Origin of the sequence: Microbacterium testaceum (assembly GCF_006539145.1) — a bacterium.
In the GTDB taxonomy this organism is placed as follows: Bacteria; Actinomycetota; Actinomycetes; order Actinomycetales; family Microbacteriaceae; genus Microbacterium; species Microbacterium testaceum.
The window spans coordinates 339,449-359,875 of record NZ_BJML01000002.1; the positions used below are offsets into that span (position 1 = coordinate 339,449).

15 protein-coding genes are annotated in these 20,427 nt (G+C 70.9%); 1 reads left to right on the forward strand and 14 read right to left on the reverse strand.

Translation table 11 applies throughout. From position 1 onward, the window contains the following. The 11 genes from pstC to MTE01_RS05710 all read right to left on the reverse strand — a co-directional run bounded on the left by pstC (window position 1) and on the right by MTE01_RS05710 (window position 15,283). Window positions 1-1,050 (reverse strand): phosphate ABC transporter permease subunit PstC, encoded by a 1,050-nt coding sequence (pstC, locus tag MTE01_RS05660; protein ID WP_141376186.1) that lies wholly within the window; start codon window positions 1,048-1,050, stop codon window positions 1-3. 181 nt (window positions 1,051-1,231) lie between these two features. Continuing rightward, the gene (locus tag MTE01_RS05665; RefSeq protein ID WP_170210623.1) at window positions 1,232-2,908 is read right to left on the reverse strand and encodes a serine/threonine protein kinase; all 1,677 of its coding nucleotides are present in this window, start codon (window positions 2,906-2,908) and stop codon (window positions 1,232-1,234) included. A gap of 45 nt (window positions 2,909-2,953) precedes the next feature. Further along, window positions 2,954-3,496 carry a hypothetical protein gene (locus MTE01_RS05670; RefSeq protein ID WP_116239141.1) on the reverse strand — a complete coding sequence of 181 codons (543 nt, stop codon included), beginning with the start codon at window positions 3,494-3,496 and terminating at the stop codon, window positions 2,954-2,956. A gap of 345 nt (window positions 3,497-3,841) precedes the next feature. Next, window positions 3,842-4,435, reverse strand: a complete 594-nt coding sequence (gene recR / locus MTE01_RS05675) for a recombination mediator RecR (protein WP_103206090.1) — start codon at window positions 4,433-4,435, stop codon at window positions 3,842-3,844. Continuing rightward, a complete protein-coding gene (locus tag MTE01_RS05680) occupies window positions 4,435-7,368 on the reverse strand; it encodes a DNA polymerase III subunit gamma and tau (protein ID WP_141376190.1) in 2,934 nt (977 codons plus the stop codon). Before MTE01_RS05680 ends, recR begins: the two co-directional genes overlap by 1 nt. Window positions 7,369-7,769: 401 nt before the next feature. Continuing rightward, the gene (locus MTE01_RS05685; RefSeq protein ID WP_103206088.1) at window positions 7,770-10,307 is read right to left on the reverse strand and encodes a glycoside hydrolase family 65 protein; all 2,538 of its coding nucleotides are present in this window, start codon (window positions 10,305-10,307) and stop codon (window positions 7,770-7,772) included. Between the two features lie 121 nt (window positions 10,308-10,428). Further along, window positions 10,429-11,163 carry an HAD family hydrolase gene (locus MTE01_RS05690; RefSeq protein ID WP_103206087.1) on the reverse strand — a complete coding sequence of 245 codons (735 nt, stop codon included), beginning with the start codon at window positions 11,161-11,163 and terminating at the stop codon, window positions 10,429-10,431. Between the two features lie 83 nt (window positions 11,164-11,246). Next, window positions 11,247-12,404 carry an N-acetylglucosamine-6-phosphate deacetylase gene (locus tag MTE01_RS05695; protein ID WP_218026324.1) on the reverse strand — a complete coding sequence of 386 codons (1,158 nt, stop codon included), beginning with the start codon at window positions 12,402-12,404 and terminating at the stop codon, window positions 11,247-11,249. Continuing rightward, window positions 12,404-13,189 (reverse strand): glucosamine-6-phosphate deaminase, encoded by a 786-nt coding sequence (gene nagB / locus MTE01_RS05700; protein WP_141376192.1) that lies wholly within the window; start codon window positions 13,187-13,189, stop codon window positions 12,404-12,406. Before nagB ends, MTE01_RS05695 begins: the two co-directional genes overlap by 1 nt. A gap of 49 nt (window positions 13,190-13,238) precedes the next feature. Beyond that, entirely contained in the window at window positions 13,239-14,804 is a 1,566-nt protein-coding gene (locus MTE01_RS05705) for a PTS transporter subunit EIIC (protein WP_141376195.1), read from the reverse strand. Window positions 14,805-14,833: 29 nt separating this feature from the next. Next, window positions 14,834-15,283, reverse strand: a complete 450-nt coding sequence (locus tag MTE01_RS05710; protein WP_141376197.1) for a PTS sugar transporter subunit IIA — start codon at window positions 15,281-15,283, stop codon at window positions 14,834-14,836. 168 nt (window positions 15,284-15,451) lie between these two features. On the opposite strand from MTE01_RS05710, the gene MTE01_RS05715 reads away from it, so the two are divergent. After that, on the forward strand, window positions 15,452-16,201 hold the full coding sequence (locus MTE01_RS05715) for a GntR family transcriptional regulator (protein ID WP_103206083.1): 750 nt from the start codon (window positions 15,452-15,454) through the stop codon (window positions 16,199-16,201). 11 nt (window positions 16,202-16,212) lie between these two features. On the opposite strand, the gene MTE01_RS05720 is transcribed toward MTE01_RS05715, so the two are convergent. The 3 genes from MTE01_RS05720 to MTE01_RS05730 are packed head-to-tail and all read right to left on the reverse strand — an operon-like array spanning window position 16,213 to window position 20,403. Continuing rightward, a complete protein-coding gene (locus MTE01_RS05720) occupies window positions 16,213-17,445 on the reverse strand; it encodes an acetate/propionate family kinase (protein WP_141376199.1) in 1,233 nt (410 codons plus the stop codon). Beyond that, entirely contained in the window at window positions 17,442-19,586 is a 2,145-nt protein-coding gene (gene pta, locus MTE01_RS05725; protein ID WP_103206081.1) for a phosphate acetyltransferase, read from the reverse strand. The genes MTE01_RS05720 and pta overlap by 4 nt, the downstream gene beginning before the upstream one ends. A gap of 58 nt (window positions 19,587-19,644) precedes the next feature. Continuing rightward, the gene (locus MTE01_RS05730; RefSeq protein WP_141376201.1) at window positions 19,645-20,403 is read right to left on the reverse strand and encodes a DeoR/GlpR family DNA-binding transcription regulator; all 759 of its coding nucleotides are present in this window, start codon (window positions 20,401-20,403) and stop codon (window positions 19,645-19,647) included. Between the last annotated feature and the right edge of the window lie 24 nt (window positions 20,404-20,427).

Genomic DNA, 20,427 nt, shown 5'->3' on the forward strand with positions numbered 1-20,427 from the left:
TCATCCCTCGCTCTGGGCGCCGGAGCGCGATCGGGCCACGACGGAGGACGCGGTGAAGTTGATGACGAGGGTGATGACGAACAGCGTCAGCCCGGCCGCCATCAGGGCCGACAGACCGAACTGACTCGATTCGCCGTAGCGGAGGGCGATGAGCGCGGAGATGGAGTTCGACCCCTTGCTGAGGACCTCGACGTTGATCGTGAAGATCGGCGAGATGATCATGTAGACGGCGATCGTCTCCCCCAGCGCCCTGCCCAACCCGAGCATCGTCCCGCCGATGATTCCACCCCGACCGAACGGCAGAACGACGGTGCGGATCATGCCCCATCGGGTCGATCCGAGGGCCAGCGCCCCCTCGCGTTCTCCGATCGGCGCCTGCGAGAAGGCCTCGCGCATCACCGAGGTCTGGGTCGGTGCCACCATCAGCGCCACGACGATGCCGGCGATGAAGGCCGAGGAGGTGAACGCCCCCGCCGAGGTGATGCGTGCACCATCGGGATCGGTCACGGCGAGGACGGGAACCCACGCGAAGTAGTAGGAGATCCACTGGGCGACGGGGATGACCGCCGCCTGGAGGAAGAACACCCCCCAGAGCCCGTAGACCACGCTCGGCACCGCGGCCATGAGATCGACCAGTGTGACCAGGGCCGACCGGAGGCGGGGAGGAGCGACCTCCGAGATGAGCAGCGCCGTCCCCACGGCGAGGGGAACAGAGAACGCCATCGCCACCAGTGCGATCGAGACGGTGCCGAACAGCACGGCGACGATGCCGAAATCCCCGGCCTCCGGGTTCCACTCCTGCGTCCAGAAGAACGACGGGCCCGCGACGCTCAGCGCTTCGCCGCTGCGGAGGGTGAGGAACACTCCGACCGCCAGCATGATCGCGACGGTGATTCCGCCCGCGGCGTAGGACGTGGCGCGGAAGACGGCATCTCCGCGTGAGGGCCGCGCGCGCAGCTCGCGGGGCGCGACCGGCTGCTTCTCCTCGGCAGACGGTGCTTCAGCGGGGCGCAGGAGCTCGGTGAGCGCGTCCGGGCCGACGGCGGTCATCGCGTCACGCTCCGGGGCGCGCACACGACGGCGCGCAGAGATGGTCTCATCGGGCTTCCTGAGAACACGGACCGGCGGCGGGTTCCAGCCGGATCCTCGACAGCGTGGGGGCCGAACATGAACAACCGACCACGTTCCGGGGAAGGAGCCTTGGCCGAGACGTGAGCGGGCCACGAGCGCTTCATGACGACGGCTCCGGAGTCGGTGTCGAGGTCGGGGCGCGCGTCGTCCCGGTCGGCGACGGCAGCGGTGTCGGGGTGGCGGCTCCCGTCGACAGTGTCAGGGTCACCGGCGTCCCGAGCGGCGATCGGGAGCCGGCCGCGGGGTCGACATCGATGACGCCACCCGCGGGCACGATGCTCGAGGTCGCGTGCCGCAGGACGATCGCGAAGCCCGCGGACGCCACCGAGTACTGAGCACGATCCGCCGTCGCGCCTCGCACGTCGGGCACCGTGTTGAAGCCGCTCGCCACGACCAGTGTGATCGGACCACCGGATACCGAGACCTCGCCCGGCGCGGGATCCGTCGCCGTCACCGTGCCCACGGCATCCGTTCCATCCGACGAACCCGTCTTCTCTGCGACGCGGAGACCGGCGGCCGCGAGGAGGGCGCGGGCGTCTTCCTCCTGCCGGCCCACCACCGTGGGAACGGTGACACTCCGCGGGACCGGAGTCTCGGCAGCTCGAGCGGCAGGGGGTGAGGGCGACGCCGATGAGACGGAGGGCGAGGCGGCGGCGGAAGAGGAGGCGTGTGGCCGCTCCTGCGCTTCGACCGGGGCCGCGCGAGGGACGAGGGCGAAGACCAGGATGCCCACGAGCACGGCGGCGGTCGAGAGCAGGATCCACATCAGGGACGACGCCCCGGAGCGCGGGCCGACAGTCTCGGCCGCAGACCGGGCCACCGGGGACGGGAGAAGTCGGGTGGCCGGCGCCGGCACCCCGGACGGTGCGACGGCCATCGAAGCCGCGACGCCGCGTGGGGAGGAGAGGGCCGCGGCGGAGAGGGCCGATCGCATCGCCGGCGCCGAGGCGAAGCGATCGCCGGGCTCCTTCATCAGCGCTCGGACGACGAATCGATCGAGCTCGACGGGAACGCCGCGTGCGCGGACGGAAACGGTGGGCGGAAGGGCCATCAGGTGTGCCCGGACCGTCTCGTCGATGCTCGCTCGCACGAACGGCGGTTCCCCGACGAGGGCCAGGTACAGAAGAGCCCCGACCTGGTAGATGTCGCCCGCGACTCCCACCGCGTCTCCGCGGAGGTGCTCCGGAGAGGCGTACGCGGGGTTACCGACGATCCCCTCGGCCGCGGCTGTCACGCCGCTCAGCAGGACGTCTCCGGCCCGTGCGGATCGGCCCGGCCTGTCCGCCACACCGAGATCGATGAGAGTGACGGCGGTGACGTCGCCGCCGGCCTCGCGTTGGACGAGCACATTGGATGCCGACACGTCACGGTGGACGTAGCCCGCCGCGTGGACCGCCTCGAGGGCACCCAGAACGCGGTCGACGACGGCGAGAGCCGCCGCCGGAGGCAGCGGCCCCCGCGTGCGGACGAGCTCGGCGAGGGTGACGCCCGGGGCGAACATCCAGGCCGTCCACACTCGGAGATCGCCGTCGTCGCCCATCGCGACGACCCGGGCCACGGACGGGTGCGAGATAGACCGGGCGATCGACGCCTCGCGGAAGAAGGCGGCTCGCACCGTGGGCGTCACGTCGAGATGGGGGTGCAGGACCTTCACGGCGACCACTCCGCCCTCGACCGTATCGAGAGCCTCGTACACCGAGGCGGTGGCGCCCGAGCCCAGCAGAGATCGGATCCGGAATCGCCCGCCGATCAGATCAGGAAGCTGCGGACCGGTCACGGGCACGCCGTCCCGGCCGCCGACGCGGGTGTCGCCATCGGTCGCTCAGCCAAGGAGGGGGACTTCTTCGCGCACCTGACGGTAACGGCGCCCGGAACGCGTGCCGATGTTCACGACACGAGCGATGTGGGCGCGACCCAGGTGATCACGCGCCGCGCGCGCCGCTGCGGCGGCCTCACCCGGCGACTCGTACCAGCGGGAGCTGATGAGCACGGGCAGACCGCCGAGTCGGAGGGCCCAGGCGTGCCGGGTGGGCACGTCGCCGCGCACGGTGGTCGGCGACAGCTCGCCCGCCCGGGCGCTCAACACCTCGGCATCGGCCCAGGCGTCGTCCGGGGCGGGGTACAGCCACGTCCCCCGACCGAGCTCGCGGTTGTTCGTGGCGAGCAGTCTCCACACGCCGTACATGCCGCCGCGTGCGACCGGCCCGCTCGCGCGGGGGGCGACGACGCCCTGACCGGTTTCCGCGGGCAGGATGCGGGCCCGGAAAGAGAGCCACGACGCCAGCATCGGGTCGTCGGTGGATCGGAACGTGTCGAAGACGACGCGCGCCTGCGCGCTCGATCGCGCGGAGAGCTGTTCGCTCACGAGGGGTCCCCTGTCTCGCGGATTCGCACCGGCCCTTCGGGTCGACCGGTGCTTCTCCGCTCAGAAGAACGTCCTCCCCCGGCATGGCCGCGGCACGATCAACGGGTGAACGAGCGGTTCACCAGCCCTCAACGATTCGTCACGAACTCATAAGGTGCGTTCACCCGCCGGTTCATACGACCTGCTGGTCGGGAAGGCGGGGGCCGTCAGGGTGACGAGGTCGTCCGCGCCGACGCGGCGAGCCGGTTCAGCTCGCTGAGTACGCCGGGTCGCAGCATGAGTCGGGGCAGGTCGAAGGACTGCGAGCAGCGCGATGGATCGGATCACCACGTGCGGCGAGTCGGGTCAGAGCGTGCGACGACCCTCGAAGGCGCGGCCCAGGGTCACTTCGTCGGCGTATTCCAAGTCGCCGCCGACAGGCAGACCGGATGCCAAACGCGTCACACGGATCTCGAGGGTGTGCATGAGCCGGCTGAGGTAGGTCGCGGTCGCCTCGCCCTCGAGGTTCGGATTCGTCGCGAGGATGACCTCTTGCACGGTGCCGTCGGCGAGGCGCTGCATGAGTTGGGTCACGCGAAGGTCGTCGGGACCGATGCCCGCGATGGGGCTGATGGCTCCGCCGAGCACGTGATACAGGCCGCGGAACTCGCGCGTGCGCTCGATCGCCGAGACGTCCTTGGCGTCCTCGACCACGCAGATGAGGGTGGCGTTACGACGCGGATCACGGCAGATCGAGCAGCGGTCCTGCTCGGAGACGTTGCCGCAGATCTCGCAGAACTTCACCTTGTCGCGGATCTCGCCGAGCAGCGTCGACAGACGCGACACGTCGAACGATGGCGACTGCAGGATGTGGAACGCGATGCGCTGAGCGGATTTCGGACCGATGCCCGGAAGGCGCCCGAATTCGTCGATCAGGTCTTGGACGATGCCGTCGTACATCAGGTGAACCTCGTCGGGGGTTCGTAGGGTTCATCGCGCACGTAGTTCGCGCCGAGCATCTGGCGCACCACGGCTTCGCCGTAGCGCTGAACTCCCCCGCTGAGCGGCGCCATACGCGGAACGACGACCGGCGGCAGCGGGACCTCGGACTCGTCGACCGGCGGGATCACGTCATCGTCGTCGGCCTCGTCGGGCGCGGGCACCGAGGGGGTGACCTCGCGCGGCGGGAGGACGACACCCTCGTGCACCCCGGAGGGGGCGACCGCGATCGCTTCGTCGGGTTCGTCGTCGACCGCGAGCGCCGTCGACGGAGCCGCTGCGGCGCGCGTCGTGGCCGGAGCAGAACCATCGGATGCCGGAATGGGAGCGACGGCCCACTCGGTCACCGAAGACGAGTATGGAGCCGAACTCTGCGGAGAGCGCGGCGCGGGGGCGGGAGGGCCGGACGCCGGACCGCTCGCGGGGCCGGAAGGACCACGCGACGCGCCCCCGGGACCGGAACCTCCGGGGCCGTCCCCCTCCAGGCGGGCGAGGTACTTGACCCGGACGCCGAGGACCGCCTGGATGGCGTGGCGCAGGTCTTCGCTCGGGCCGCCCTCGGGGGTGCGTGTCTTGAAGGCGGTGAGATCGCTGCCCGTGCGGAACGCCAGGGTGAGGACGTCGCCCTCGAAGGCGGCGACGGCCGCCGTCGAGACGACGAGCCACGACGAGCGACTCGCGACCTCGAGCTGACCGAGAACCTCGGGCCACGCGTCGCGGACGTGCCCGAGCTCGATCGGACCGACCGGAGTGGCCGGCGGTGTGGGCGCAATCGGGTCGAGCGGTGACGCGTCTTCGGTGTCGTCGGACGGCGCGTTCGAGATCGGCGCCGGGACGGGTCGCTGTTCGATCGGCTCCGACGCGGACGACACGGCAGCCTCGCGGGGCGGGGTCGCTTCCCGGGGCGGGGTCGCTTCCCGGGGCGGGGTCGCTTCCCGGGGCGGGGTCGCTTCGCGGGGCGGGGTCGCCGCCGCCCGGTCGGTCGGCGCCGGGTCGCTCTCGGGCTCGGGAGACGCGGTCTGCGGGGTGGGAGCCGTATCGAACGGATGGGCATCGTCCGTCGTTTCTGCACGGCCCGCACCTGCCGACGCGGCGGGGAGGGAAGGTGCTTCCGCTGTCGCGCGAGTGTCGCCCTGCGAGCGTGGGTCGGCGAGCGCCGTCGCCTCAGCCGCGCCGCGGTCGGTGCGCGCAGGCGACACGGGCGGAGAGGGCTCGTCGTCGTCGAAGGGCGGCGGAGCGTCGTCGTCGGTGAACGGCGGCGGGACGTCGTCGTCGCTCGGCGCGGAAGAGGTCGACTCGGTGTCGGTGGGCCGCGCCGGAGCGGCCTCGGAGCCGTGCGGCGAGGTTGCGGCGGACGATGCGGAACCGGGTGAGGCGACACCGGACGACGCCACCGCCGGAGAACTCGTGGGAGAAGAGCCCGGCCCGGGCGAGGCGATCGCGCCGGGAGATGCCACGGTCGGCGCGGCGACGCCGGGCGCAGCGACCGTCGGCGCAGCGACCGTCGGCGCAGCCACGGGCGAAGCCCCGGAAGGAGCCCCGGAAGGAGACCCGGAGGGTGAGGGACCCGCGGGAGCGACGCCCGCCGGAGACACGGTTGCGGGGGCGGCAACCCGCGACCTGCCCGGGCTCGCGACCGCCGGCGTCGTTCCAGGGGCGGCGATGTCCGCCGCGGGAGATGCCGGGCGTCCCGTCGCCGGAACCGGTGCAGGAGCGCCTGGGCCGCCGCGCGCCGCATCGAGATCGTGCGCCATCGCGGGTGACGTGCCCTGGGCGATACCGGCGTGGGTGAGCACGCGGGCGACGAGGAGTTCGAGCTGCAGGCGCGGGGACGTGGCCCCGGTCATCTCGTCGAGAGCCGCGACCACCAGGTCGGCCGTGCGCGACAGCCGCGCAGCGCCGAATGCCGTCGCCTGACGCGACATTCGATCGAACTCGTCGTCGGGGATGCCCCGCAGGATCGCTGAAGCACCGGCACCGGTCGCCGCCACGACGATGAGGTCGCGAAGCCGCTCGAGCAGGTCGTCGACGAAGCGGCGCGGGTCTTGACCGGTCTGCACGACGCGGTCGACGGCGGCGAAGGCTCCCCCGCCGTCGTTCGCGGCGAAGGCGTCGACGACCTCGTCGAGCAGCTCGGAGTGGGTGTACCCGAGCAGCGCGACCGCGCGCTCGTACCGCACGAGGACGTGCCCCTCGGCATCGGCGTCGGAGCCGGCGATGAGCTGGTCGAGCAGCGAGAGCGTGTCGCGGGGCGAGCCACCCCCGGCGCGAACGACGAGCGGCAGGACGCCGGCCTCGACACCCACGCCCTCGCTCTCGCAGAGCTCTTGAACGTACTCGAGCATCGCCGCGGGCGGAACGAGTCGGAAGGGGTAGTGGTGCGTGCGCGAGCGGATCGTGCCGAGCACCTTCTCGGGCTCGGTGGTCGCGAAGATGAACTTCACGTGCGCGGGAGGCTCTTCGACGAGCTTGAGCAGGGCGTTGAAGCCCTGCTGGGTCACCATGTGCGCCTCGTCGAGGATGAAGATCTTGAAGCGGTCACGGGCGGGGGCGAAGATCGCGCGCTCGCGCAGGTCACGGGCGTCGTCGACACCGTTGTGGCTCGCCGCGTCGATCTCGACCACGTCGAGCGATCCGCCGCCGCCGCGACCGAGTTCGACACAGCTGTCGCACGTGCCGCACGGGGTGTCGGTGGGGCCGGCGGCGCAGTTGAGGCAGCGCGCGAGAATACGGGCTGACGTGGTCTTTCCGCAGCCGCGCGGACCCGAGAACAGATACGCGTGACCGACGCGGTCGCTGCGCAGGGCGGTCATGAGCGGCTCGGTCACCTGCGACTGCCCGATCATCTCGCCGAACGCCTCGGGGCGGTATCGGCGGTACAGGGCTGTCGTCACCCCACCAGCCTACGGCGTCCCTCCGACATCGCCTCCGCCGTCCTCGTCATCGACACCTCGCGCGCGCGGATCGACCCCCGCGACCCCGACGATGGACCGCCGAGCCACGAGGAGCGGAGGAGAATGCGGCTACGGAGGACTCGACCGGCTCGCGGCATCCTCCCCTCCCCGTTTCTCCTCCCGTGCGTCGAGAAGAGCGGTACGGGAAGACGGACCTCCCGTCGCCCCCGGGCGAGGACACCGCGCCACGAGCCCCGGCACCCTCACCGACCCCGGTGTCCCCCGGCATCCACCCGACGCGCGGCATCCACCCGACGCCCGGCATCCACCCGACGCGCGGTATCCACCCGGAAACGCCGAACGCGGCGACACCACGGAGGATGCCGCCGCGTTCGAAGGGATCAGAAACCGCCGTCGAGCCCGACCGCGATCGGACCGTCGTCGTCGCTCACGATCGGGATCGCCGTCGTGACGATCGGCACCGACGCCGACAGCAGCGTTCCGTCCTCGCGTACCGACCCCTCGAGCTGGCGGATCGACGGCCGCCCCGGTCGTACCGGGCCCTGCCCGTGCAGCGCGACGCGCACGATCTCGCCGGGAGCCACGGTGTAATCCACCCCGCGCACGGCGAAGGTGACGGGCGCGCCCTCTCCTCCGGCGCGCAGTGTCAGCGCGGTCTCGGTGAGCGTGACGTCGAGGCGCGTGCCGTGCCAGTGCAGCACGTACGACAGTTCGGGCCAGTCCGCGGGCAGGCGCGGGTCGAAGGTGAGCAGACCGAAGTGATCGCGCATGCCTCCGAAGCCGCTGACGAGCGCGGTCCACACCCCGCCGGCCGACGCCACGTGCACACCGTCCGAGGCATTGTGGTGCAGGTCGCCGAGATCCACGAACGCGGCCTGACGGAAGTACTCGAGCGCGAGGTCCTGGTAGCCCACCTCGGCCGCCAGGATCGACTGCACGACCGCCGACAGCGTCGAGTCGCCCGTGGTCAGCGGGTCGTAGTACTCGAAGTCCGCGAGCTTCTCGGCATCCGTGAAGTGATTCCCCTGCAGGAACAGGGCGAGCACCACATCGGCCTGCTTGAGCACCTGGTAGCGGTAGATCACCAGCGGGTGGAAGTGCAGCAGCAGTGGACGCTGGTCGGGCGGGGTGTTCTCGAGGTCCCAGATCTCGCGCTCGAGGAAGACGGCGTCCTGGGGATGGATGCCGAGGGCCTCGCTGAACGGGATGTGCATGGCCTCGGCCGCCTTGTCCCAGCGCTCGGGCTCGGAGGGATCGAGGTTCATGCGGTCGGCCATCTGGGCGTAGGCCTCGGGGTTGTTCTCGGCGAGATCCCGGACGGTCCGCGCCGCGAAGCGCAGGTTGAAGCGCGCCATGACGTTGGTGAAGAGGTTGTCGTTGACGACGGTGGTGTACTCGTCGGGTCCGGTCACGCCGTGGATGTGGAAGGAGTCGTGCTCGCCCTCATCGACCGCGTCGCTCGAGCGCCAGAACCCCAGCGTCGACCACAGGCGGGCGGTGTCGACGGCGATGTCGACGCCCTCGCGGGCGAGGAACTCCTCGTCCCCGGTCGCGCGGACATATTTGGCCAGCGCGAAGGCGACGTCGGCATTGATGTGGTACTGAGCGGTGCCGGCGGCGTAGTACGCCGATGCCTCTTCGCCGTTGATCGTGCGCCAGGGGAACAGGGCTCCCGCCTCGTTGAGCTGGTGCGCGCGCTTTCGGGCCGCGGGGAGCATGAGGTAGCGCATGCGCAGGGCGTTCCGGGCCCAGAGCGGCGAGGTGTACGCGAGGAACGGGAGGACGTAGACCTCAGTGTCCCAGAAGTAATGGCCGCTGTATCCGGAACCCGTGACGCCCTTGGCGGGGACCCCCTGCCCATCGGCCCGGGCCGCGGCCTGCGCCAGCTGGAACAGACACCAGCGCGTGGCCTGCTGCAGGTCGCCGTGGCCCCCGATACGCACGTCGGAGCGGTCCCAGAAGTCGGCGTACCAGGCGATCTGCTTTTCGACGAGCCCGTCGATCCCCGTCTCGACGGCACGGTCGATCGTGCGGCGGCAGCGGTCGAGGAGCTCGCCCGTGGGGACACCTCGCGAGGTGTGATAGCTCACGAGCTTGGTGATGGTCGTGGGCACGCCGGCCTTCGCGTGCACGCGATAGACGTTCTTGGCGATGTCGGGCTCGATGAGCTGACGCGAGGTGTACTCGTTCTCGGTCTCGACGAGGTGATCGGCGATGACGGCGAGCGTCATGTTCGATTCGCTGACCTCGTAGCTCAGCGCCGAGCGGTTGCCGTCCTGCCAGTACTCGCGCGGCTGCAGCACCCGGTCGCTGAGTCTCTCGGTCTTGCGCGGGTCGAAACCGGACTGCTTGGATGCCATGGGCGAGCCGCCGTAGATCCCCTCGCCGTCCTGGCGGTTCAGCAGCTGGTTGCTCACGGTGACCGGGGCGTCGGCATCGAGCACCGTCACGGTGAGACGGAGGACGGCGAGGTGCTTCTCGTCGAACGAGACGAAGCGCTCGTCCTCGATGCGGACGCGTTTGCCCGAGGGCGTGACCCACAGGAGATGGCGACGGAGGATCCCCTGGCGCATGTCGAGCACGCGCTCGTACTCGCGTACGTCGGCGACGTCGAGCGAAAGGGGCTCGTCGTCGACGTAGACGCGCATGACCTTGGCATCCGGGGCGTTGATGATCGTCTGGCCGACCTCGGCGAAGCCGTAGGCCTGCTCGGCGTGCCGGATGGGGAACGTCTCGTGGAAGCCGTTGATGAACGTGCCCTGCTCGAGCGCGAAGCGGCCCTCGATGGAGTTGCCGCGCAGGCCCAGGTAGCCGTTGCCGACGGCGAACAGGGTCTCGGTGACCCCCACGTCGTCGAGCGAGAACTCGGTCTCGACGAGGCGCCATTCGTCGACGGGGAAGCGATCGCGATCGATCATCGGGGCGTGCCTTCCGGTGGCAGGTTCGGGTCGGCGCGGGGCGGCCTCGGGCCGTTCGCGCGGGTGGTGCTCGGTCTCGCCCGTGGGGCGGGCGACGACGGGTGTCGCGGGTGGCGACGGCTCAGTCTACGAACGCGGCGAGGTCGTCGACGACCACGGTGGCCCCGGCGGCGCGGAGCGGGTCGGCGCCGACCCCGCGGTCGACGCCCACGACGACGCCATAGCCTGCGGCGACGGCGGAGCGCACGCCGCTCAGCGCGTCTTCGACGGCCACGGATCGCGCGGGGTCGACGCCCAGCAGACGTGCGGCCTCGGCGAACACGTCGGGAGCGGGCTTGGACGAGAGGTGGTCGCGCTCGGCGATCACGCCGTCCATCACGACGGGGAAGCGCTCGCGGATGCCGGCGGCGTCGAGGACCTCGACGGCGTTCTTCGAACTGGAGACCACCGCGATGGGGGTCCCCGCGGCCTGCAACACGTCGAGGAGGGCGACAGAACCGGGGTAGGGCGCGATGCCCTCGCTGCGGAGGATCCGCGAGAACACCTCGTTCTTGCGGTTGCCGACGCCGCAGACGGTGTCTTCGGACGGATCGTCGGAGGGTTCCCCCCACGGGACCTCGACGTCGCGGCTGCGCAGCAGGCTCGCCACCCCGTCGTAGCGCTTCTTGCCGTCGACGTACTCGAAGTAATCGCGATCGGTGTAGGCGGGCTCGATCTTCCATGCCGCGAACAGCTCGTCGAACATCGTCTTCCACGCCCGCATGTGCACCTCGGCGGTGGGGGTGAGCACCCCGTCGAGGTCGAAGAGGACCCCCTGGAAACCGGTGAGGTCGGGCAGGTCGGGGCTGTCGGTCACGGCTGGCTCCAGATCGGGGTGCGGTGGCGCGAACGCCCGGAGCGCCGCCCTTCCAGCGTAGTGGCGAGGGCGGGCGGAAGGCCTCAGCGGACTGTCGCCGACAGGGCGCGTCCGCCGATCCATACGGAGGACGGATGCCAGTCGGCATCCCACTGCACGAGATCCGCGAGCGATCCCTCGGCGAGGTGGCCGATGTCGGTGCGTCCGAGGGAGCGCGCGGCGTTCTCGGTGCAGGCCGACAGCACGGCGGCGGGGTCCAGTCCCGCGGCGATCATGCGACGGACGCCCTCGTCGAGGACGATGCCCGCACCGGCGATCGTGCCATCGCGGCGGCGGCCGAGTCCCCTCGCGTCGTTGGCCACGGGTTGTCCGCCGAAGTCGCACCACCGGTCGGCGCCGAGTCCCGCCGTGACGATGGCATCGGTGACCGCCACCGTGCGACGACCGGCCGAGGCGAGCACGAGCGAGACGATGCTCGGATCGAGGTGCTGGCCGTCGACGATGGTGCCGACGAAGAACCGATCGTCGGACAGCACCGCGCCGGGAACGCCCGGCTCGCGCGGCTTGAGGGGTCGCTGGGCGTTGAAGACGTGCGTGGTCATGGTCGCGCCCGCGTCTGCGGCGGCGTGCACCTGCGCGGCGGTGGCGTCGCTGTGGCCGACCGCCACGACATAGCCCTCTCCGCTCAAGCGGCGGACCGCGTCGAGCGCGCCGGGGAGTTCGGGCGCGAGCGTGATCGTGCGCAGGGCGTCTCGGGCGGCGGGGCGCGCCAGCAGGGTGTCGAGATGCGCGGGCTCGGGTGCGAGCATGCACGCGGCGCGATGGGCACCCTTGCGGGCGGGAGAGAGGAAGGGCCCCTCGAGATGGGCCCCGAGGATGCGCGCGACCGGCTCACCGGCGAACTCCGTGCGCGCGCGACCGACGCGTTCGAGAGCGCCGATCATGTCGGGCAGGGGCGCCGTGATGACGGTCGGCTCGACCCCCGTGACGCCGCGGGCCGCGAGACCCGCGAGAAGATTCCGCCAGCCCGCGTCGTCGGCCGCTGCCACATCGACGCCGAACGAGCCGTTGACCTGGAGATCCAGCATCCCCGCCGTGAGGACGCCGTCGACGATGTCGTGATCGACGTCCTCGCCCCCCGTCGCCGGACGGATGCGGGCGATCCGCCCCGCGGCGACATCGACGACGATCGGCCCCACGAACGAACCGCCCACGAGGGCGCGGGCGGCACGCAGGCGCATCACAGCCCCTGCCCCGCCGGCTTGCCGGCGTAGGTCGTGCGGTAGTACTCGGCGAAGGCGAGCTGGCTCGCGGCGTCGTCGTCCACCACCACCGTGGCGTGCGGATGCAGCTGCAGCACCGAGGCGGGCCACCGCGACGACAGCGGCCCCTCCACGGCTTCGCGCACGGCCTGCGCCTTGCCCCGCCCGAAGCCCAGCATGATCGCGTGACGGCTGTCGAGGATGGTCGCGAGCCCCTGCGTCAGGCAGTGGGTGGGCACCTGATCGATGTCGCCGTCGAAGAAGCGGGCGTTGTCCTGACGTGTGCGGGGCGTCAGAGTCTTCAGACGCGTCCGACTGGCCAGGCTCGACATGGGCATGTTGAAGGCGAGGTGCCCGTCGGAGCCGATGCCGAGGATCTGCAGATCGATTCCGCCCGCCGCGCGGATCCGCTGCTCGTACGCGGGACCGGCGTCGAGCGGCGCGACGTCGAGATCGCCCGGGCCGACGATCGCGTCGGCGGCGAAGTCGACGTGCTGCTCCAGCTCGCCGCGGATGAACTCGCGGTAGCGCTCCGGATGTCCGGCCGGAAGACCGACGTACTCGTCGAGCAGGAACGCCCGCGCTCGAGCGAAGCTCAGCCCTTCCTCGCGATGGCGGCGGATGAGTTCGCGGTACAGGGGCAGGGGCGTCGATCCCGTGGCGAAACCGAGCACCGCCGAAGGGGTGTCGCGCAGGAGCACCGAGTAGGCATCGGCGGCCACGCGAGCGGCCTCCTCGGGGGTGGAGACGACGACGACCTCCATCACAGCCCCCCTCTCGCTCGGGCGCCGAGGAATCGGCATCCGCTCTGCATCACAGCACCTCGAGGATGTCGTTCTTGAGCATCTCGGCGCGAGGGCCGAAGACGGCCTGCACATTGTCGCCGACCTCGAGCACGCCCGCGGCGCCGAGCTGCTTCAAGCGTGCGTGGTCGACCAGCCCGCGATCGGCCACCTCCATGCGCAAGCGGGTGATGCAGGCGTCGACGTGCACGAGGTTCCCGCGCCCGCCGAAGGCCGCGATGAGCTGCTCGGCCGTGGAGCCTTCGGCGACGGCGGTCGTCGTGGTCGCGGCGGTGGCCTGTGCGCTCGGCGACGTCCCCTCCGCGGGGGCGGCCGTCTCGGCGACCACCGCGGGAGCGTCATCGGTCGGCGCGGAGAGATCCTCGCGGCCCGGGGTCCGCAGGTTCCATCTCTTGATCACCAGGCGGAACAACAGGTAGTACACGCCGAAGTAGACGACGCCCATGATCACGAGCAGCCAGACGTTGTTCGCCGCGGGGGCGGTTCCGTACAGGAGCAGATCGAACAGGCCGGCCGAGAACGAGAAGCCGAGGTGGATGTCGAGGAGATAGGCGACGGCGAGTGAGATGCCCGTGAGCACGGCGTGCACGACGTACAGCGGGAACGCGGCGAACATGAACGCGAACTCGAGCGGTTCGGTCACCCCGGTCAGGAAGGCGGTGAGCCCCGCGGCACCGAGGATGCCGATCGCGGCCTTGCGCTGAGCGGGGTTGGCGAGGTGGATCATCGCCAGCGCCGCGGCCGGCAGGCCGAACATCAGCACCGGGTAGAACCCCGAAGTCAGGGCGCCGGCGGTGGGGTCGCCGGCGGCGAACCGGGTGAGCTCGCCCGTCACGACGCTGCCGTCGCCCTTCGTGTACGAGCCCTGCAGGAACCACACGTACGAGTTGAGGATGTGGTGCAGGCCCAGAGGGATCAGCATGCGGTTGGTGAAGCCGTACACGAAAGCGCCGATCGCCCCGGTGCCGCCGATGAAGGCGCCGAGGCCCGTGAGGCCCGTGTCGAAGATCGGGTAGAAGTAGCTGAGCCCGAAGCCGACGACGAGGCTGACGAGCGAGACGACGATCGGCACGAAGCGACGTCCCCCGAAGAAGCCCAGGTAGGACGGCAGTTGGATCGTGTGGTAGCGGTCGAACAGCCAGGCGGTGAGCAGTCCGATCACGATGCCGCCGAACACGCTGTAGTTGATCTGTACCTGCTCGCCCGCCGCGGTCGTCTGCCCGGCGAGCACGACCGGCGACATGGCCTTGAAGACGTTGGCGAGAACGAGGTAGCCGACGACCGCCGAGAGTGCGGTCGAGCCGTCGGCCTTCTTCGCGAAACCGATCGCCACGCCGACGGCGAACAGCAGCGCGAGGTTGTCGAAGAGCGCGCCGCCGGCGGCGCTCATCGCCTGGAAGAAGGGTCCGATGACCGGCAGGTCGATCTGGCCCAGAAGGTCGGGCTGACCGAGACGGAGCAGGATGCCGGCCGCCGGCAGAACGGCGATGGGCAGCATCAGGCTCTTGCCGAGCCGCTGCATGTGGGCGAAGCCCGGGATGCCGCGACGGCGAGTGGCGGGGGTGGGAGCGCTCATGGGGTCTCTCTCGACGGTGGCGGAGCGGATCAGATGGACAGGAGCGGGGCGCCGGGAAGGATCGCGGCCCCCTCGGAGGAAAGGACGGCGATCTCGTCGGCGGAGCGTTCGAGGACCACGACGGGGACGATGCTCGACAGGCCCGCGGCCCGGATCGCGGGCACGTCGAAGGCGATGACGGGGGCGCCGGCCTCGACGCGGTCCCCCTTCGCCGCGAACGCGGTGAACCCCTCCCCCTTCAGCTGGACGGTGTCGAGTCCGAGGTGTACGAGCACGGCGAGACCGTCGTCGGCGACGACGACGAAGGCGTGCGGGAAGACCTGCAGGAGGGTGCCGGCGAGGGGGGCGACCGCGTCGACGACCTCGGCGGGCGGGTCGATCGCCACGCCGGGGCCCATGGCTCCCTGCGCGAACAGCCGATCGGGGACCGCCGACAGGGGCAGAACGGTCCCCACGAGCGGAGACAGGATGTCGGGCACGGGCACTCCTCGGTGAGACGGCGGGTCAGCGGTACGCACCACCCGAGACGCCTAGGCTGGAAGGGAACGACCTTCCACCGCACGATCCGCCCACTGGCTCAGACTGGTACGTACCAGTGAAGCTAATGGCCTGGGGCGACCGTGTCAACATCGAAAGCCGACGCCGCCATGCCCCGTCTCCGCGATGCCGACAGCCCGCCCGCCGCAATCACCCCCGGGCCGGTCCCCAAGCACGCGCAGGTGCGCGCGATCCTCCTCGCCGACATCGGCAGCACCTGGCCCGCTCACGCGGCGATCCCCTCGGAACGAGAACTCTCGACGCGACTGGCGGTGAGCCGTGCGACCGTACGTGAGGCACTGCGCCAGCTGATCGAGGAGCAGAAGCTCTACACCGTCCAGGGAAAGGGCACCTTCGTCGCGGGTGGGCGCGTGCAGTCGCAGCTGCACCTCGCCTCGTTCACAGAGGACATGCGCCGCCGGGGGATGGTCGCCACCACCCTGGTGCGCCGCGCCGAGCGCGCGACGCCGCCCCTCGACGTTCGCGCCGCCCTCGGCCTCGACGAGGGCGAGCAGGCCTGGTCGATCGAGCGGCTCCGCCTGGCCAACGGCATCCCGATGGCCCTCGAGCTCGGCTGGTACTCGCCGCGCGTGGCCGCGGACCTCGGCGAGCGTGACCTCAGTACCTCGCTCTACGGGGTGCTGGCCGAGCGGTACGGGGTGCGCATCGACGCCGCCGAGCAGACGGTGTGGGCCGAGACCGTCGACGACGGTGTGGCGACGGCCCTCGACGTCTCAGCCGGGTCGCCCGTGCTCGTGTTCCGCCGCACCTCGCGTGCCAGCGGCACCCCGGTCGAGCACGTCACGTCGTGGTACCGCGGCGACCGCTACCAGGTGCACATGGCCCTGGCCGGCACCTGATCACGGCGGCGTCAGGCCGTGACCGACAGCGTCTGCCGAGCGATCTCGAGCTCTTCGTCGGTGGGGACGACCAGCACCTCGACACGCGACGACTCGGCGGAGATGCGCCGGATGCCGCGCTCGCGCGAGGCGTTGCGATCGGGATCGATCTCGACGCCCGCGAAGCCGAGGGTCGCCATGGCCTCCTCGCGGACGCGGATCGAATTCTCCCCCACCCCCGCGGTGAACGAGATGACGTCGACACCGTCGAGCTGCGCCAGATAGGCACCCGCGTAGGCGCGCAGACGGTGGATGTAGACGTCGAAGGCCAGCTGAGCGGCCGGGTCGCCGGCATCCCTCCGCTCCCCGATGTCGCGCATGTCGGACACCCCGGCCAGGCCCAGCAGACCCGAGCGCTTGTTGAGCAGCGTGTCGAGGTCGGCGATGGACAGGTCGGCACGGCGGGCGAGCTGCAGCAGTACCGCGGGGTCGAGGTCACCCGAGCGCGTGCCCATGACCAGCCCCTCGAGAGGCGTGAGTCCCATCGACGTGTCGATCGAGCGCCCCCCTTCGATCGCGGCGGCCGAGGCGCCGTTGCCGAGGTGGAAGACGATCTGCTTGAGCTCGCCGAGCGGGCGGCCGACGAAGGCGGCCGCGGCCTCGCTGACGAACTTGTGGCTCGTGCCGTGGAAGCCGTAACGACGGATGCGGTGGGCCTCGGCGATCTCGCGGTCGATCGCGTAGGTGTACGCCTCGGGAGCGAGGGACTGATGGAACGCGGTATCGAAGACGGCGACGTGCGGGACGCCGGGGAAGGCCTTCTTGGCCGCGACGATACCGGCGAGGTTCGCCGGGTTGTGCAGGGGAGCCAGCACCGAGAGCTCGTCGATGTTGATCTCGACGAGAGGCGTCACGACGGTGGGGGCGAAGAAGCGCGCTCCGCCGTGCACGACGCGATGGCCGACGGCCACGGGCGGGTACTCGTCGAGAGAGGGTCCGTGCGCGGCGAAGGCGTCGAGCATGACGGCGAACCCGGCCGTGTGGTCGGGGATCTCCCGCTCGATGGTGGTGGTGACGTCGGTCACCGTGGGGGCGGGCTCGCCCTCGACGCCGAACGACGCTGCCCTCACCGTGTGTTTCGCGACGCCAACGCCGTCACCGATGCGCTCGACTAGGCCCGAGGCGAGGACCTCTTCGCGGCCCATGTCGAGCAACTGGTACTTGAACGACGACGAACCGCTGTTGACGACGAGGACGACGCTCACGAGGTGCCCCCCTGGGCCTGGATCGCGGTGATGGCGATGGTGTTGACGATGTCGTCGACGAGAGCGCCGCGCGACAGGTCGTTGATCGGTTTGTTGAGCCCCTGCAGCACGGGGCCGATCGCGACGGCACCGGCCGAGCGCTGCACGGCCTTGTACGTGTTGTTGCCGGTGTTCAGGTCGGGGAAGACGAACACCGTCGCGCGTCCCGCGACCTCGGAGTCGGGCATCTTGGCCCGCGCCACGGCCGCGTCGGCGGCGGCGTCGTACTGGATGGGTCCCTCCACCAGCAGCTCAGGCGCCCGCTCGCGCACGAGGGCGGTCGCGGTGCGCACCTTCTCGACGTCGGCGCCCGTACCGGACTCCCCCGTCGAATACGACAGCATCGCCACACGCGGCGCGATGCCGAACTGCTCGGCGGTCGCGGCCGACGACACAGCGATGTCGGCGAGCTGCTCGCTGGTGGGGTCGGGGATGACGGCGCAGTCGCCGTAGACGAGGACGCGGTCGGCGAGAGCCATGAGGAACACGCTCGAGACGACCGAGACGCCGGGGGCGGTCTTGATGATCTCGAACGCGGGACGGATGGTGTGGGCCGTGGTGTGCGCGGCACCCGAGACCATCCCGTCGGCCAGCCCCAGGTGCACCATGAGCGTGCCGAAGTACGACACGTCGGTCACGGTGTCGGCGGCCTGCGCGTAGGTGACGCCCTTGTGGGCACGGAGCCGGGCGTACTCGGTGGCGAACTTGTCGACGTGCACGGCGTCGAAGGGGCTCAGCACCTCGGCGTCGCGGATGTCGATGCCGAGCTCGATCGCACGCCCGCGCACCTCGATCGGCTCGCCGAGGATCGTGAGATCGGCGATGCCGCGCGAGAGCACGGTGGCGGCGGCGCGCAGCACGCGGTCGTCGCTGCCCTCGGGCAGCACGATACGGCGACGGTCACTGCGGGCGCGGTCGACGAGGCCGTACTCGAACATGAGCGGGGTGACCACGCTCGGGCGCGCGACACCCAGCTCGCGCGTGAGCAGCTCGGTGTCGATGTGGCGCTCGAACATCGCCAGCGCCGTGTCGTAGCGGTGCTGCGAGTCGGCGGCGAGGCGGCCCCGGGTGTTCATGATGCGCACGGCCGTGTCATAGGTGCCGAGGTCGGTCGCGATGATCGGCAGGGGCGAGCCGAGCCCGTCGATCAGGCGCACGATCGCATCGGGCAGTTCGAACCCGCCGTTGAGCACGATGCCCGCGAGCGAGGGGAAGGTTCCCGAGGCGTTGGCGAGGAGGGCGGCGAGAAGCACCTCGCTGCGGTCGGCCGGGATGACCACGACCGCCGACTCCTTGAGACGCGGAAGCACGTTGACCATCGACATACCGGCCACGACGACGTCGAGGACCTCGCGCGTGAGCAGCGCCGGGTCGCCCTTGATCAGCTCTCCCTCGACCGAACGGAGCACGCCGCGCACCGAGGGCGCGATGAGGAAACGGTCTTCGGGCAGGGCCCAGACGGGAACGCTCCGGTGCTCGGCGGGGGCACCCACGGGAACGGTGTCGACCACCTGGCGGACGGATGCCACGATCTCGTCGAGGTGGTCGGGATCGGCGCGGTTCGCGATCACCGCGAAGAGCGCTGCGCGCTCGTGCTGGAGCTCGGCCACCGCGAGCGAGGCGATCTGGCCGACCTCTTGCGGGGTGCGGGCGACCGACATGCCGAGCGTCTCACTGTGGCCCTGCTGGGCGCGGCCTCCGAGCACGAGGAGCACGGGGGCACCGAGGTTGGCGGCGATCCGGGCGTTGTACGCCAGCTCGGCGGGGCTTCCGACGTCGGTGTAGTCGCTGCCGATGATGACGACGGCGTCGCACTGCGCCTCGACGGCCTTGTAGCGCTCGACGATCCGCGCCAGGGCGGCATCGGCGTCGTCGCGGACGTCGTCGTAGGTGACGCCGACGCAGTCGTCGTAGTCGAGGTCGACGCTGTCGTGGTCGAGCAGCATCTCGAGCACATAGTCGCGTTCCGCGGTGGAGCGCGCGATGGGGCGGAACACGCCGACGCGCGGAGTGACACGACTGAGCGCGTCGAGGACGCCCAGGGCCACCGAGGACTTGCCCGAATGACCTTCGGCCGACGTGATGTAGATGCTCTGCGTCACGCGTCCAGCCTATTGCGGGCCTCCGACACCGTTCCGGGGTTGCTTCGGCGTCGAGTGATCAGGTCGACGCGGGGATCAGGCGTGCTCCCGCCGCCCCCAGGTCCCGTGCGAGCACGGTCTCGGGCCCGAGGTCGGCGATGATCCCGGTCACCCCGTCGAGCGGCAGGATGCCGAAGCGCGAGGCCGCGCCGAGCTTCTCCTCGCTCGCGAGGGCGAACGTCTCGGCCGCGCGGGCGGCGAGCGCTCTCTTCATCGCCGCCTCCTCGGCATCCCCCGTCGAAAGGCCCGTTTCGGGATGCACGCCCGTCACCCCCAGGAAGAAGAGGTCGGCGCGGAGGTTCTGCGCCGCCTCCATCGCCGCGGCCCCGCATGCCACGGCGGAGTGCTTGAAGATGCGCCCGCCCAGGACGATGACCTCCGCGTCGTGGTGCAGCAGCGCGGCGGCAATCGTCGGAGAGTGCGTGATGACGGTCCCGGAGAACGACCGCGGGAGCGCGTCGACCATCGCGAGAGTCGTGGTGCCGCCGTCCAGCAGCACGGTGGCGCCCGGCTCGATCAGGCCCACCGCCATCGCGGCGACTCGCGCCTTGCTCAAGCGAGCGACCTCGACGCGCGCGGAGTAGTCGACGACGGCCGGCGATGCCGGAAGGGCGCCGCCGTAGACGCGGACCGCGAGGCCCGCGGCATCCAGTTCTCGAAGATCTCGGCGGATGCTGTCCTCGGAGAGTCCCAACTCGACGGCGATGTCTTTCACCACGAGACGCCCGTCGCGGCGCAGCCGGTCGAGCAGGGCGTCTTTACGGGCGGCGGCGAGCATGGTTCACATTGTTGCATGTTTCTG

What these genes read in the sequence shown, in the direction of transcription:
- MTE01_RS05730 (WP_141376201.1), bottom strand. Translation starts at nt 20,403, where the DNA reads ATGCTCGCCGCCGCCCGTAAAGACGCCCTGCTCGACCGGCTGCGCCGC.
- pstC (WP_141376186.1), bottom strand. Translation starts at nt 1,050, where the DNA reads ATGACCGCCGTCGGCCCGGACGCGCTCACCGAGCTCCTGCGCCCCGCT.
- MTE01_RS05685 (WP_103206088.1), bottom strand. Translation starts at nt 10,307, where the DNA reads ATGATCGATCGCGATCGCTTCCCCGTCGACGAATGGCGCCTCGTCGAG.
- recR (WP_103206090.1), bottom strand. Translation starts at nt 4,435, where the DNA reads ATGTACGACGGCATCGTCCAAGACCTGATCGACGAATTCGGGCGCCTT.
- MTE01_RS05705 (WP_141376195.1), bottom strand. Translation starts at nt 14,804, where the DNA reads ATGAGCGCTCCCACCCCCGCCACTCGCCGTCGCGGCATCCCGGGCTTC.
- nagB (WP_141376192.1), bottom strand. Translation starts at nt 13,189, where the DNA reads ATGGAGGTCGTCGTCGTCTCCACCCCCGAGGAGGCCGCTCGCGTGGCC.
- MTE01_RS05715 (WP_103206083.1), top strand. Translation starts at nt 15,452, where the DNA reads ATGCCCCGTCTCCGCGATGCCGACAGCCCGCCCGCCGCAATCACCCCC.
- MTE01_RS05695 (WP_218026324.1), bottom strand. Translation starts at nt 12,404, where the DNA reads ATGCGCCTGCGTGCCGCCCGCGCCCTCGTGGGCGGTTCGTTCGTGGGG.